11 protein-coding genes are annotated in these 14,680 nt (G+C 63.5%); 1 reads left to right on the forward strand and 10 read right to left on the reverse strand.

The genetic code is table 11. The features are described 5' to 3' along the window. The first annotated feature begins 3 nt into the window (after window positions 1-3). Window positions 4-3,138, forward strand: coding sequence for a multidrug efflux RND transporter permease subunit (locus tag AC1DDA_RS01980; RefSeq protein WP_476794415.1), 3,135 nt, complete (start codon window positions 4-6; stop codon window positions 3,136-3,138). A 16-nt stretch (window positions 3,139-3,154) separates the two neighbouring features. On the opposite strand, the gene AC1DDA_RS01985 is transcribed toward AC1DDA_RS01980, so the two are convergent. The 10 genes from AC1DDA_RS01985 to rfbC form a co-directional block, all read right to left on the reverse strand. After that, the gene (locus AC1DDA_RS01985; RefSeq protein ID WP_476794416.1) at window positions 3,155-4,333 is read right to left on the reverse strand and encodes a Gfo/Idh/MocA family protein; all 1,179 of its coding nucleotides are present in this window, start codon (window positions 4,331-4,333) and stop codon (window positions 3,155-3,157) included. Between the two features lie 68 nt (window positions 4,334-4,401). After that, window positions 4,402-5,367, reverse strand: a complete 966-nt coding sequence (locus AC1DDA_RS01990; protein ID WP_476794417.1) for a substrate-binding domain-containing protein — start codon at window positions 5,365-5,367, stop codon at window positions 4,402-4,404. A gap of 26 nt (window positions 5,368-5,393) precedes the next feature. Continuing rightward, window positions 5,394-6,410 (reverse strand): ABC transporter permease, encoded by a 1,017-nt coding sequence (locus AC1DDA_RS01995; protein WP_476794418.1) that lies wholly within the window; start codon window positions 6,408-6,410, stop codon window positions 5,394-5,396. Next, window positions 6,397-7,917: a sugar ABC transporter ATP-binding protein gene (locus AC1DDA_RS02000; RefSeq protein ID WP_476794419.1), complete on the reverse strand. Its 1,521-nt coding sequence runs from the start codon at window positions 7,915-7,917 to the stop codon at window positions 6,397-6,399. The genes AC1DDA_RS01995 and AC1DDA_RS02000 overlap by 14 nt, the downstream gene beginning before the upstream one ends. Continuing rightward, the gene (locus tag AC1DDA_RS02005) at window positions 7,914-9,110 is read right to left on the reverse strand and encodes an ROK family protein (protein WP_476794420.1); all 1,197 of its coding nucleotides are present in this window, start codon (window positions 9,108-9,110) and stop codon (window positions 7,914-7,916) included. Before AC1DDA_RS02005 ends, AC1DDA_RS02000 begins: the two co-directional genes overlap by 4 nt. Window positions 9,111-9,554: 444 nt before the next feature. Continuing rightward, window positions 9,555-10,343, reverse strand: coding sequence for a LuxR C-terminal-related transcriptional regulator (locus AC1DDA_RS02010; RefSeq protein ID WP_476794421.1), 789 nt, complete (start codon window positions 10,341-10,343; stop codon window positions 9,555-9,557). 544 nt (window positions 10,344-10,887) lie between these two features. Next, on the reverse strand, window positions 10,888-11,133 hold the full coding sequence (locus tag AC1DDA_RS02015; protein ID WP_476794422.1) for a hypothetical protein: 246 nt from the start codon (window positions 11,131-11,133) through the stop codon (window positions 10,888-10,890). Beyond that, entirely contained in the window at window positions 11,130-12,164 is a 1,035-nt protein-coding gene (locus tag AC1DDA_RS02020; RefSeq protein WP_476794423.1) for a glycosyltransferase family A protein, read from the reverse strand. The genes AC1DDA_RS02015 and AC1DDA_RS02020 overlap by 4 nt, the downstream gene beginning before the upstream one ends. 470 nt (window positions 12,165-12,634) lie before the next feature. After that, a complete protein-coding gene (rfbG, locus tag AC1DDA_RS02025; RefSeq protein ID WP_476794424.1) occupies window positions 12,635-13,789 on the reverse strand; it encodes a CDP-glucose 4,6-dehydratase in 1,155 nt (384 codons plus the stop codon). Window positions 13,790-14,038: 249 nt separating this feature from the next. Then, window positions 14,039-14,608, reverse strand: a complete 570-nt coding sequence (gene rfbC, locus AC1DDA_RS02030; protein ID WP_441511269.1) for a dTDP-4-dehydrorhamnose 3,5-epimerase — start codon at window positions 14,606-14,608, stop codon at window positions 14,039-14,041. Between the last annotated feature and the right edge of the window lie 72 nt (window positions 14,609-14,680).

Below are 14,680 nucleotides of genomic sequence, written 5' to 3' on the forward strand. Positions count from 1 at the left end.
ACGATGCCGAGCTTCTTCATCGACAGGCCGATCTTCGCCTGGGTCGTCGCGATCTTCATCATGCTCGGCGGGGTCATCACGATCCCGATGCTGCCGATCGCGCAGTATCCGAACGTCGCGCCGCCACAGATCACGATCAGCACAAACTATCCCGGCGCCTCGCCGGAGGACATCTACCAGAGCGTCACGCGCCCGGTGGAAGAGGAGCTGAACGGCGTCCCCGGCCTGCTCTATTTCGAGTCCACATCGGAGGCGAATGGCCGCATCAACCTGACCGTCACCTTCGCTCCTGGCACCAAGATCGGCGAGGCGCAGGTCGAGGTGCAGAACCGGATCAGCCGCGTCGAGCCGCGCTTGCCGCGCTCGGTCGTGCAGCAGGGCCTGCGCGTCGAGCAGGCTGGCACGAGCTTCCTGCTGCTGGTGACGCTGACCTCGGAAGACGGCCGCGTCGATGCCGTCGGCCTCGGCGATTATCTCAGCCGCAACGTCCTCGGGGAGATCCGGCGCGTCTCCGGCGTCGGCAGCGCGACGCTGTTCGCGACCCAGCGCTCGATGCGCATCTGGATGGATGCCGAGAAGCTGCTCGGCCTGAAGCTGACGGCGAATGACGTCATCGCGGCCGTGCAGGCACAAAATGCGCAGGTCGCGGCCGGCCGCGTCGGCGCGCAGCCGAACCCGATCGGCACGCAGCTTTCGGCCACGGTTCTGGTCCGTGGCCAACTCACCACGCCCGAGGAATTCGGGTCGATCGTGCTGCGCGCCAACACGGACGGCTCGTCGGTACGCCTGCGCGACGTCGCGCGGGTAGAGGTTGGCGGCGAATCCTACAATTTCTCGACCCGCCTCAACGGCCAGCCGAGCGCGGCCATCGGCGTGCAGCTCTCGCCGACCGGCAATGCACTGGCCACCGCGACGGCGGTACGCGCCAAGATGGACGAGCTCGCCCGCTTCTTCCCCGCGGGGCTGAAGCACGAGATCCCTTACGACACATCGCCGTTCGTGAAGGTCTCGATCGAGAAGGTGATGCACACGCTGCTCGAGGCGATGGTGCTCGTCTTCGTCGTGATGTTCCTGTTCCTGCAGAACTTCCGCTACACGGTGATCCCGACGCTGGTCGTGCCGGTGGCTCTGCTCGGCACCTGCGCCGTGATGTTCGCCGCCGGCTTCTCGATCAATGTGCTGACCATGTTCGCGATGGTGCTGGCGATCGGCATCCTCGTCGACGATGCCATCGTCGTGGTCGAGAACGTCGAGCGCATCATGGCCGAGGAAGGGCTGCCGCCGAAGGAGGCGACCCGCAAGGCGATGGGCCAGATCAGCGGCGCGATCATCGGCATCACGCTGGTGCTGACGGCTGTGTTCGTGCCGATGGCGTTCTTCCCCGGCGCGGTCGGCATCATCTACCAGCAGTTCAGCCTGACCATGGTGGTGTCGATCCTGTTCTCGGGCTTCCTGGCGCTGACACTGACGCCCGCACTTTGCGCCACCTTCCTGAAGCCGATCGCCAAGGGCGGTCATCACGAGAAGAAGGGCTTCTTCGGCTGGTTCAACCGTGGCTTCGATCGCGCGACCCATCGCTATGCCGGCGCCGTCGGCGCGATCACGCGCAAGCCCGGCCGCTACATGGTGATCTATCTCGCGCTGCTCGCCGGTCTCGGCTGGGGCTTCCTGCGCCTGCCTTCGGCCTTCCTGCCGAACGAGGACCAGGGCTATCTGCTCGTCGATATCCAGGCCCCGCCGGAAGCCAGCGCCAACCGCACCCTCGAGGTTCTCCAGCAGGTCGAGAAGATCGTGCTGGCCGAGCCCGCCGTCTCCCGCATGGTCGGCATCTCCGGCTACAGCTTCGCCGGCGCCGGCGAGAACGCCGCACTCGCCTTCATCACCCTGAAGGACTGGAGCGAGCGCGGCCCGAACGATTCCGCCGCGGCGATCGCGCAGCGCATCAACGGCAAGATGTTCCAGATCAAGGACGCGCAGACCTTCGCGCTCTCGCCTCCGCCGATCTCGGGCCTCGGCAATTCGACCGGCTTCAGCTTCCGCCTGCAGGATCGCGGCGGCCTCGGCCAGGAGGCGCTGTCGGCGGCGCGTACGCAGCTGCTCAACGCCGCCACGCAGAGCCCCGTGCTGGCGGGAGTGCGCGTCGAGGGCCTGGCCGACGCGGCCCAGGTCAACCTGATCATCGACCGCGAGAAGGCGAACACTTTCGGCGTCGCCTTCGCCGACATCAACGCCACGATCTCTGCGAATCTCGGCTCCTCCTATGTCAACGACTTCCCGAACGCCGGCCGCATGCAGCGCGTGACCGTGCAGGCCGAGGCGAGTCAGCGCATGCAGGCGGCCGATCTCTTGCGCCTCAACGTCCGCAACGTGCATGGCGGCATGGTGCCCTTCTCCGCCTTCGCTACGGTCGAATGGCAGAAGGGCCCGACCCAGGTCGTCGGCTACAACGGCTATCCTGCCGTGCGCATTGCCGGGCAGGCGGCGCCGGGCTATTCGTCAGGTGCGGCGATCGCCGAGATGGAGCGGTTGGCGCGCGACCTGCCACAGGGCTTCGGCTATGAATGGACCGGGCAGTCGCTACAGGAGATCCAGTCGGGATCGCAGGCGCCGTTCCTGATCGGGCTCAGCATCCTGTTCGTCTTCCTGCTGCTCGCGGCGCTCTATGAGAGCTGGTCGATCCCCATTGCCGTGATGATGGTGGTGCCGCTCGGCGTCATCGGCTCGGTCGCGGCAGTGACGCTCAGGGGCATGCCCAACGACGTCTACTTCATGGTCGGCCTGATCGCGATCATCGGCCTTTCGGCCAAGAACGCGATTCTGATCATCGAGTTCGCCAAGGATCTCCACGCCGAGGGCAAGCCGCTGCTGGAGGCGACTACCGAGGCCGCGCGGTTGCGCTTCCGCCCGATCCTGATGACCTCACTCGCCTTCACCCTCGGCGTCGTGCCGCTGGCGATCGCTTCCGGCGCCAGCGCCGCGAGCCAGAACGCCATCGGCACCGGCGTGCTCGGCGGGATGATCTCGGCGACGATCCTCGCGGTCTTCCTCGTCCCGGCCTTCTTCGTCTTCGTGATGAAGCTGTTCAAGCCGAAGGAGCACTCCAAGCCGATGCCGCTGGAAGTCGCAGAGCAGAAATAAGAGCCGGGGCGGCTTTTCAGCCGCCCTTCGGCCCTTCCAGGCGCAGCCAGCAATGCTCTGACGAAGAGGCGACGGCGCGCTCGATGAAGCGGACGCCGCGGGCGCCGTCGACMACGGTGGGGTAGTCGGCATCCAATGCATCGGCCACGCGGCCTGCCTGACGGGCGCGGATATCGGCGAAGATGCCGCGATAGATGTTGGCGAAGGCCTCGATGAAGCCTTCCGGGTGACCGGGCGGAATCCGCCCTGCCCGGCGCGCCGATTCACACAGCCAGGGCGTGGCGCGCGTCAGGATCTGCATCGGGCCGTCCTGGCGGTGGTGGACGAGCCGGTTCGGCTCCTCCTGCCGCCATTCCAGAGTTCCGAGCTCGCCAGAGACACGCAGCCGCAGGTCATTCTCGAGCCCGGCATTGATCTGCGAGGCGACAAGCACACCTCGCGCGCCTCCGGCGAAGCGCAGCAGGATGCTCGCGTCATCGTCCAGCGCGCGGCCGGGCACGAGCGCACCGAGGTCCGCGACGAGTTCCTCGATCGCCAGACCCGTGACGGCCGAGACGAGGTTTTCGGCATGTGAGCCGATATCGCCCAACGCTCCCGCGATGCCGCTGCGGGCGGGGTCAGTGCGCCAGCCAGCCTGCTTGTTGCCGGTCTTCTCCAGCGCCGAGGCAAGCCAGCCCTGATTGTATTCGACCACGACCTTGCGGATGGCGCCAAGGGCACCGGAACGCACCATCTCGCGCGCCTGCCTGATCATCGGATAGCCGGTGTAATTGTAGGTGACGCCGAAGACCGTGCCGCCTGCCTCGACCGTCTCGACCAACGCATCGGCCTGGGCGCTGGTATGGACCAACGGCTTGTCGCAGACGACGTTGAAGCCGGCCTCTGCAAAAGCCTGCGCAATCGGGAAATGGCTGTCGGTCGGCGTAACGATGACGACGGCATCGACACGGGCCTCCAGCGGGCGCTCCAATTCCGCTTCGAGCAGCGCCTGCCAGCTTGGATGGTTGTTCATATCGCTCAGGCCGAGCGCACGCCCGGAGGCCAGGGCCTTCTCCGGCGTCGAGGACAACGCACCGGCCGTCAGCTCCGCCTCTCCGTCGAGGGCGATGGCATGGCGGTGCACGGCGCCGATGAAGGCGCCGTGACCGCCGCCGACCATGGCGTAGCGCAGCCGGGGGGGAAATGCGTCTGTCATCGGCCTGTCCATGCGTGAATCTGGCGGCCGCTCCGCGGACGGAGCGGCCGGGAAGAGCCCTCAGCGCCTCAGAACGGCGAGTCGGGGAAGTAGAAGTCCTTGGCGTTGCTCTTGTCGATCAGCACCGAGGGGATGATCGTGGTCGCCGGCAGCTTCTCGCCCTTCAGCCGCGCCTCGGCCGTCAGCTTGATCGCGTCGTAGATGAATTTCGGCGAATAGCTGACATTGGCCTGGATGCGCGGGTCCTTGTTGTCGAGGATGACCTTGACCATGTCCTTGGCGCCGGCACCGCCGAAGATCACCTTGATATCCTTGCGGTTGGCCTGGTCGATGGCGCGGATCGCGCCGAAGGCCATGTCGTCATCCGCCGCCCAGAAGGCGTCGATATCCTTGAAGCGCGTCAGGAAGTCCTGCGTGACCTTGTAGGCGTCGTCGCGGTTCCAGTTGGCGAACTTGGCGTCGAGCAGCTTGATGTCGGGGTTATTCTTCAACACGCTGTTGAAGGCGTCCATGCGCTCGGTGTCGAGCGTGGTCGGGATGCCGCGCAGCGCGACGACCGTGCCCTTGCCGTTCAGCGTCTTGGCGATGTACTCGGCCGGGATCCTGCCGAAGGCGGTGTTGTCGCCCGCGACATAGGCGTCCTGGGCGGAGGTATCTGTGAGGCCGCGGTCGACCACCGTCACATAGGCGCCCTTTGCCTTCACATTGGCGACCGGCCGGGTCAGCGCCGCCGACTCGAAGGGGAAGACGACGAGCGCGTTGATCTTGTTGACCGTACTCAGATCCTGAAGCTGGTTGGCCTGCTCGGTCGCGTTGGCCGCCGTGCGGATCGTGATCTTGAGGTCCTTGTGCTTGGCCTCGAGATCCTTCTTCGCCTGGTTTGCCCAGTAGTTGATGCCGCCCATGAAGCTGTGCGTCGCGGCGGGAATGGAAACGCCGAGATTGACGGGCTCGGCGGCGGCACTTGTCGCCGCGAAGGCGAGGCCCGCTGCGGTAGCGGCGAGCAAGAGGCTGCGTCTGGTCTGCATGGACATCGCTTCTCTCCCTGTGTGGCCAACCTTCAGCGGCGGCCTTTCTGCAAAAACGCGACGGTGATGATGACGAAGCCCTGCACGGCAGCGTTGAGATAGACGCTGATCAGGCTCGTCAGATTGAGAATGTTGCCGATCACCGAGAGCAGGATCGCGCCGACGACCGTGCCGGTGATGCTGCCCTGTCCGCCCTTCAGCGCGGCACCGCCGACGATGACGGAAGCGATCGCCTCCAGTTCCCAGAGCAGGCCCGTGGTCGGTGACGCCGAGCCGAGACGCGGCACGTAGAGCAGCGTGGCGATACCGACGCAGATGCCGAGCAGCATGTAGGTGAGGATCTTGACCCGCTCGACATCGACCGCCGCATAGCGCGCCACCGTCTCGTTGGAGCCGATCGCCTGGACATGGCGGCCATAGACCGTCTTGTTCAGGATCAGCGCCCCGACCGCGGCGACCAGCAGGAAGACGATGACGGGCACGGGCACGCCGGCCAGGCTGCCGTAATAGACCGGGGCGTAGATGTCGGCGAGGCTGTTCTCCAGCGTCAGCGCGCCGCCATCGGCGAAATAGGTCAGATATGCGCGGAAGATGCCGAGCGTGCCGAGCGTGACGATGAAGGGCTCGATGCGGCCCTTGGCGATCAGCACGCCATGAATCAGGCCGAAGACGGCTCCGAGCAGCACCGCGAGCATCGCCCCGCAGAGGACCGCGAGCACAGGCGATCCCAGCGCGCCTGCCGCCCAGTTGATGAACATGATGACGCAGCCGGCGATCAGCGCCGCCATCGAGCCTACCGACAGGTCGATGCCGCCGAGGATGATGACGAAGCACATGCCCACCGCGATGATGCCGATGAAGGCCGTGCGGGTGAGCACGTTGAGGCCGTTGTCGAGCGTGGCGAAGTCGCCGTTGAGCAGCGCGCCCAGACCGCAGAGCAGGATCAGGCCGACAATCGGGCCGATGCTGGCGATGCGCTCGGCCAGCGGCGTTCCCGCTTTGCGACGCGCTGCCGCCGGCCCGGCCTGCAAGGTCTCAGGCTGCGACATGGCGCGCTCCCGTTGCATAGGCGATCATGGTCTCTTCAGTCAGTTCGTCGCCACCCACCACCGTCACGAGCCGGCCCTCGCGCATGACCGCGACGCGATGGGCTAGCCCGATCAGCTCGATCAGTTCCGAGGAGATGACGACGACAGCGAGCCCCTGGGCCGCCAGCCTCTGGATCAGAAAATAGATTTCGCGCTTGGCGCCGACATCGACGCCGCGCGTCGGCTCGTCCAGCACCAGCACCTTCGGCTGCGGATGCAGCACCTTGGCGAGCGCCAGCTTCTGCTGGTTGCCGCCGGAAAGGGAGGCTGCGCGAGCCTCCAGCGAGCCGGCGCGGATGCCGAACTCGGCGATGGCGCCCTTCAGCGCCTCGCGCTCGGCGCCCTGATCGAGCCAGGGCCGGGAATAGCGCTCCAGCGCCATCAGCGTCAGGTTCGGGCCCAGCGGAAAGGCGGTGTGCAGCCCCTTTCCCTTGCGGTCCTCGCTCAGATAGGTCAGCCCGTTGCGGGCGGCGTCGCGCGGCGAGCGCAGCGCGACCGGCTTGCCGCCGAGCCGGATCGCGCCACTGCCCGGCCTCAGGCCCATGAGGCCTTCGAACAGCTCGGTGCGGCCGGCGCCGACCAGCCCGGCGAAGCCGAGGATCTCGCCCGGCCGCACGGCAAAGGAAATATCCTGCGCCCAGCCCGGGACCGTGAAGCCGGCGACCTGCAGCGCGGGAGCGGCCGCGGCCTCCGGCTCTACCTTGTCGGGGAAGAGATCGGCGATCTCGCGGCCGACCATCATCGTCGCCATGTCGTGGCGGGTGAGCGAGGCAGTGGACGCGCGGCCGACCAGCCGGCCGTCCCGCATCACCACCACTTCGTCGGTAATGCGCTCGACCTCGTCGAGCTTGTGCGAGATGTAGACGATGGTGACGCCCCGCGCCTTCATCCGCTCGATCAACCCGAAAAGGCGCGCCACTTCCGAGGGCGTCAGCGTCGCGGTCGGCTCATCCATGATGAGAAAGCGCGCCTTGCGCGACAGGGCCTTGGCGATCTCGACCAGTTGCTTCTCGGCAACGATCAGGCGACGCACCGGCTCGTCCGGATCGCGGGCGAGCCCGACCTCCGAGAGCGCCGCCTGTGCTTCGCGGTGCATGGCGCGTTCGTCGAGGAACCAGCGCTTGCGGCGCTCATGCCCGAGGAAGATGTTGCCGGCGATCGTCAGATCCTCGGCGAGGTTGAATTCCTGATGGATCAGCACGATGCCGCGCGCCTCGGCGTCGCGGGAGCCGGAGAAGGAAACAGGCTCGCCATCGATCAGCACCCGGCCTTCGCTCGGCTGCTCATAGCCCGCGAGGATCTTCATAAGGGTGGACTTGCCGGCGCCGTTCTCGCCGAGCAGCCCGTAGACGCGGCCGGGCTCGAGGACAAAGGAGACGCCGTGCAGGACCTGGACCGACCCAAAACGCTTCACGATCCCGTCGAAAGCGACGGAGAGGCCCGCTCGCTTCTGCGGCGCCTCGCTCATGCCGGGCTCCCGCTGCGCAAGGCTTCGCGCATGGCGAGCACGCCCGCGCCGATCAGGCCCGTCTCGGAGCCGAGCGGCGCGGCGGTGATCTCGAGATGGCGGGTCGAGAGGGCGAGCGAACGCTGGTTCACGCTCTGCCGGATCGCGGCAAGGAACATCGGGCCGATGGCCGCGACGCCGCCGCCGATGAAGATGTGGGACGGGTTGTAGAAGTTGACGAGCGCTGCCAGCACCTGCCCGATCAGCCGGCCGGAGCGACGCACGATCGCATCGGCCTCGGCATCGCCGGCACGGGACGCCGCGCCGACATCGACCGCGTCCACCCTGCCCTTCTCGGCGAGCCTCGCGGCGAGCGCCGGGCTGCGCCCGCTCTTCGCCGCCTCGATCCCCATCGCCACGATGGCGGGCGCAGCCGCCATGGCCTCGACGCAGCCGCGATTGCCGCAGCGGCACAAAGGCCCCTCCGGATCGGCGCAGATATGACCGATATCGCCGGCCGAGCCGGTGGCGCCGCGATAGAGTTCGCCATGGCAGACGATGCCGCAGCCGATGCCCGTGCCGACCTTGATCACCAGGAAATTGTCGATCTGCTTGCGCTGCCGCCAGAGCACGCCGAGCGCCATCAGATTCACGTCGTTGTCGACAAAGACGGGGGCAGCGGTGATTTCGCGCAGATCGTCGCGGATCGCGTAGCTGTCCCAGCCGGGCATGAGCGGCGGATTGACGAGCTGGCCGATGGCGAAGTTGACCGGACCGGGCACGCCGATGCCGATGGCGAGGACGCGGTCCGGCGCGATGCCGTTCTGCGCGAGCATCGCCGGTAGCAGGCTGCGCAGCCGAGCCATGATCGGGCCGGGCCCGGCGCCGACATCGGCCTCCTGGGAATGGCGCGCGATGATCGAAAGGTCCGGCTGGAGCAGCGCCACGTCGAGGCTGGTCGCGCCGATATCGACGCCGACGAGGACGCCGATGCGGCCATTGACCCGCAGCGTCTCGGGGCGGCGCCCGCCTGTCGAATGCTGAACCCCGGCTTCGTCGAGCAAGCCCTGATCGAGCAGCCCCGCCGCCAGCGCATTGGTCTTGCTGCGCGAGAATTGCAGCGCATCGGCCAAAGCATAGCGCGCAACGCCGCCCGACCAGAAGGTCGCTTCGAGCAGCGCGAGCTCGTCCGGGCTCAACCTGTGCCAGGGCAAGGCGATGGCCGTCCTCCCTATCCATTCGATCTTGTCGCGACCGATTACCGAACAGGCTAGGAAAGCCGCCGCGGAGGCTCAAGACCGAACTTCGGCTAGATTTCGGCCGAAGTGCAATCAAAGCCGCTTATGACTTGCGGATTTGCGACGATCCGCCCGAGCGGATCGCAATCGGTGCGGCAGCGTGCAGGCGACAGCCTCTCGAGAGAGCCGACGACGCGGCCCGCAACTCCGTCGCGATCGCCGCCGGCTCGAACGCCTGGCGTCCGGGCTGGGGATGAGATCACACGCCTGACAGAACGGGCATCGGCGACCTCCTGCGCACTGCGCAGGCAAACTCCTGCCGACGAAGGGCCGCGCGGCCGGCAATCTGCGTCGGCCAGATCTCCGTTCATGCGCCTTCGGTCCATCAGAAGGCCGCTACCCAAGACCTAGCGGACTCCGTCAGACTTGATAAACGCTGGCGGCGGACTTCATGAGCGCTTTGTCCGCATCGGTGGAAGAGAACTGGGAGTTGTTGTTCGCCGGCTGCAGCTGCAATGCGTTGTTCATTCCCCAGATCGCAGCCTGCGTTCGGTTCTGAACCCGGATCTTGCGCAGAATGGCTTTGACGTGAACCTTTACCGTCGCCTCGGCGATATCGATCTTTCGCGCGATGGACTTGTTGGCGTCCCCTTCGATCAGACAACGCAAGATCGCCATTTCCCGCGGAGAAAGCAGCGGCGCGCCCGCACTCTCAGGCGGAGAGCATGACGCAACCTGTTCATCGTCGTTGGGAACGGGGACGGCTTTAGGGCGGCGATTTTTTTTGGCCGAGGAGGCCGCCGATGACGGGAATGCAGGCGGGAACACTGTCTCACCCAGCATCACCAGCTCGATCGACTTGACGAAGGAGTCGCAGGAAATGACGTTGGCGAGGTAACCGCTCGCCCCAGCCTTGAACGCCAGAGCTGGCTCGTTAGGCTCATAGTGATCCGTCACCACGGCGATCGGCACGTTCGGGTGCTGGTCCTTTACCAGCTCGATTTCCGCCACTGCGAGATCGAAATCATCGCTGGTATGGGCGATGAGAAACATGTGCCTCTGGGCGCGAAGCTTGCTCGCCAATTGCTCTTCATAGGACGACGCCGAAAGAATGCGAAAATTCTTCTCTAGAAGAACCCGGGCGATGCCTTCTTTCATCAGGGAGTATTTTCCAATGAGGACGATACCATACGCTTTACTCTCCCTCATTAGCCCCTCCTGAATCATCAGGAAAATTCATATCCCCTCGAGATAGGCCAGGCGCCGTCTTTAACATTCAGCATCAAATATTCATCGGCTTAGATCATAAGGTTATATTTGCAAATATCGGGTTCGACGATATTCGGCCAACAGATACTTCCGCAACGCACTCTCGCTGCGGTCGATATGTTATCGGCCCTATATTTGCCTTGAATCGTCAGGGAATTTTTCAGCCACTGAAATGCCCGTAACGAATTATTCATCAGCTCGACGTGGAGTCGAACGGTCGGCATCGGCAGAGATCATTGATAGCTAAAATTCACACGACCGGCAAGCCAATTAGCAAATCATTTACCATTGCCCCAAGACTTCGCACCGACTCTGCCCTTGCGTCACGTCGCACCGAACCTTGATTATCGGCTTGTTTTTTATCGATTAAATTCCACAGCACCCATGGGTTAACCTAAAATGCAGACGACATTCTGAGCATGTGCCAAGAGCTCCGCCTCTTGCCCGATAGCTGTGTGCCGCACCGAGGCAGATTCCCGAAAGCTCAGCCCACCATCGACACAAGAACAGCGCTGCTGGGTGCGATCAAAGTCGGCTCTTCAAGCCTGGAACATGGCCGCCCCCCAACATGCCGGCCATCGGCAATCTCGCAAACGACCCCGTGAGAATTCCCAACACTCCGCCCGTTGGAAATTTCATGAAATTGCTCCGGGCGTCGTTCGCACTCGACTTTCTCGACCGAAGCGAGCTTCGAGCCAAATTGAAGCAAACCCTTGAGGTCGAGCGTCATCCACCTTTCGATGTCGCGCGCGCACCTCTCAGCATATAGTGCAAGCGAATTCGCCCGCTCAGCATCTGGAATGTCTCTTTCGGGTTCAAGATCAGATCGAATGCCTTTGCCACAATTCCCATGGACAACTTGCGCCCGTCGAACTGATATCCGAGATCGCGCAGGCGCTCGGCGTGATAATCCCAGAATTTCCTATCCTTGAATTTGAACGCACTGGCAGACAAATACGAATAGTATTGGTCCAGCAATTCGCCGATACGCTCCTCACGTTCACGCCTGGTCAGGTACCAGTCGCCATATTCCTGGCAGTCGCTGATCTCTGCCGAGACATAGGCATTGAACTCGAGAGAGGAGGTCGTTGCTCTGCGATAATGAATTCGTTCGTACGCGAGAACCTGATGCACGAAGCCGAAATCCGCGTATCGCAGATGCTTCAGGCAGGCGCTGATATCTGCCTCCTGAGTCGGGTTGGGAAAGAACGCGTCAGTATTCCGCACCAGATCCGAGCGATATAGAACCGATGTCGGGTTTCCAAACACTCTCTGCGTCCCGAGGAGGTAAGAACGACAAATGTCTCGACCCGAAATCACGGTCTTCGAATACGGCAATCCGAGATTCCGGACGTACCATATGTCCCGGCCGCCACTCAGTTGATACGCACCGACAATACCGACATTCGGGTTCTCCTCAGCAAGACCCACCATTTTTTCCAGGCATTCCGGGTAGATCCAATCCTCCCCCAGAACCATCTTGCAATACTTACTTTTCTCTGAAATAAATTCAAAAGATCCATTATATCCCGCAATACCTTGTTGCATATCTTTGTTTTTATAAATTTTAACGCGATTGTCTCGCCGACTATATTCGTCAGCAACACGCAAACTATCTTCATCCGCTGAATTACTCAGAATAATGTACTCAAAATCATTATAAGTCTGCGAAATGACACTCTCGATGCACTCCCGAAAGAATTCACCGCCATCCCCCAACGGCGTCACAACGCTTACAAACGGACGATGTTTATTTTTCATATTGCATGACCTCTTGGAGGCATTCTATTATATCGGATCGAATCCATTTTTACTTTATAAGACATAAGACAACCCGTCAGAAAAAGACGCTCTAAACCGAACGTCGCGACTGCCCGTACGAGCCAAGACTTCGTCCATGCCGGTATCAGGTGATCCGCCGCGCGCCTTAGCTCCTCCGCATCGCCGCGAAGGCGAAGCGCCGCGCATCAGCACGCACAGGATCAGTGCGTCGCAACTCCTCCGCATGCCGTTCGAAAATTCGCGTTGGCGTGGCTGCGGATGGGCTGACGCCGGCTCATGGCCTGACCACATCGTATTCCCGCCATCGTGCGAATTCCTGTCACGGATAACCGGCGCCATGCCTTCGTCCCAGAGGCCGCCCGCCGGACCGCGGCCGGCCATTCCGTTTTCAAGCACGATGACGTTTGGCATGGATGCACGTCCTTTGGGTGCCGCGCTCCTTTACGAGGTCAACCTTTGGCCATCGGAAGCAAAGGCATCGGCGCAGCTGGTTTGGACCGCGTTCTGGCCGCGTCCTGCGCGGCATAGTCCTGAAGCAGATATTCGTAGCGCTCGATCTGTCGGCGCGTAAGGGATTGGAGATCCTGCCCTCCTTGAAAGGCGTGATACCATTCGACGGTCCAGGCCAGGCCCTGATCGAGCTGGAGGACCGGATGCCAGTCGAGAGCCGCCCTCGCCTTGGCGGTATCAAGACGCAGCAGCTTCGCTTCTGCGGGATGAGCCGTCGCGTCGAGCGTCCAGGAGGCGCCGTCGCCCCATAGCTTCACGAGCTTTTCGACGATCCAGGAAACCGGCTTGGCATCCGTCTCCACCGGCCCGAAATTCCATCCCGATGCGTAGCGGGCTCCGTCCTCGGCGAGCCTCTCGCACAGCAGCAGGTAGCCGTGGAGCGGCATCATGACGAACTGCCAGGGCCTGATCGCCGAGGGGCTGCGAATGCGGCAGGGCCGGCGCCCCAGGAAAGCCCGGACCAGATCCGGGATGAGCTGATTGGCGGTCCAGTCACCGCCTCCGATGGCATTTCCCGAGCGAACGCTCGCCAACGCGACGCCGTGCTTGGACAAGGTTTCCGGCGAGAAATAGGAGTCGCGATAAGCGCTGTTCACCAGCTCGGCACAGCCCTTGGAATTGGAATACGGGTCGTGACCACCCATCGGATCACTTTCGCGATAGCCCCAGACCCATTCCTGATTCTCGTAGCATTTGTCGCTGGTTACGTTGACCACGACGCAGGGGCGCTTGAGCTGGCGCACCGCCTCCAGCAGATGGACAGTGCCCATGACGTTCGTCCCATAGACCTCGACCGGCTCTTCATAGCCGCTGCGAACCACCGACTGGGCGGCCATGTGGATGACCACGTCGGGCCTGCATTCGGCGAGCGCCAACTTGAGGTGAGCGAAATCCCGGACATCGCCGCGGATCGAGCGCACGCATTCGCCGACCCTCGCCTGCTCGAAGAGGTTCAGCTCGGACGGCGGCTCGAGCGCGTAGCCGGTGACCTCCGCCCCGAGCGCATCCAGCCACAATGACAGCCAACTGCCGGTGAAGCCCGTGTGTCCGGTGACGAACACTTTGCGGTTCTGCCAGAAAGAACGATTCAGCATGGCTGATCTAGCTCCAGACTGATCACGTCATCGTCTATTCTGAAGCGCCTCAGGGCCCACGGACGTGCTCGGCTGCGCTACAGCTCCTTAGATCACGAGGCTGCCTCGACGCAGACGCGGCGCCTCGAAGCCTGCACCATCCCGATCGGCCGCCGCAGTTGCTGTTCGCACCACGTCGCGCCGCAGCGACGTCCTGCCGGCGCAGTGACATCGTCGAACGAGGCCATCCGAAAAAACCCGCAACATCCGTCACACGGTCAGATAGGGAGTAGAGGCGACATGGCCGAGCACATGTGCTGCCGGCGGCCAGTCACGGTCCTGCTCAGAAATCTCGGTTACGTCCAAGGGCCACACGATGCCGAAGACCGGATCGTCAAAGCGCACGCCCCTGACAGCCGTCGGCGCATAGAAGGCCGATGTCATGTAGTGCATCTCGGTATCCGCCTCGAGGGTCTGGTATCCATGCGCGCAACCCTCGGGTAGGTAGAGCATGCGCCCGTTGTCGCAGCTCAGCACCACGCCGTGCCAGGCACCGTAACTCGGCGAATCCGGCCGCAGATCCAGGACCACGTCGAACATCGCGCCCCGCGTGCAGCGCACCAGCTTGGCCTCGCTGGCCGGCGCTTCCTGGAAGTGCATTCCGCGAACCGTCCCGCGTTTCGTGCTGCGCCCCATATTCGCCTGGACAGGCTCGAACGCGATCCCCTGATCGGCGAATTCCTTGAGACACCAAGCGCGCATGAAACGCCCGCGGATATCGGCATGCGGAGCGGGTTCGATTACCATCGCCCCATCGACGCTTGTCTTCGCGAAGTGCATGCGCCACCTCTAAATTTCTGCCCCCTGTACATCAACAATGCCCGTCATATTTCCGGAGTTCCGGCACAAGAC

The sequence above is a fragment of the Allobosea sp. 10N428 genome, from assembly GCF_056394545.1.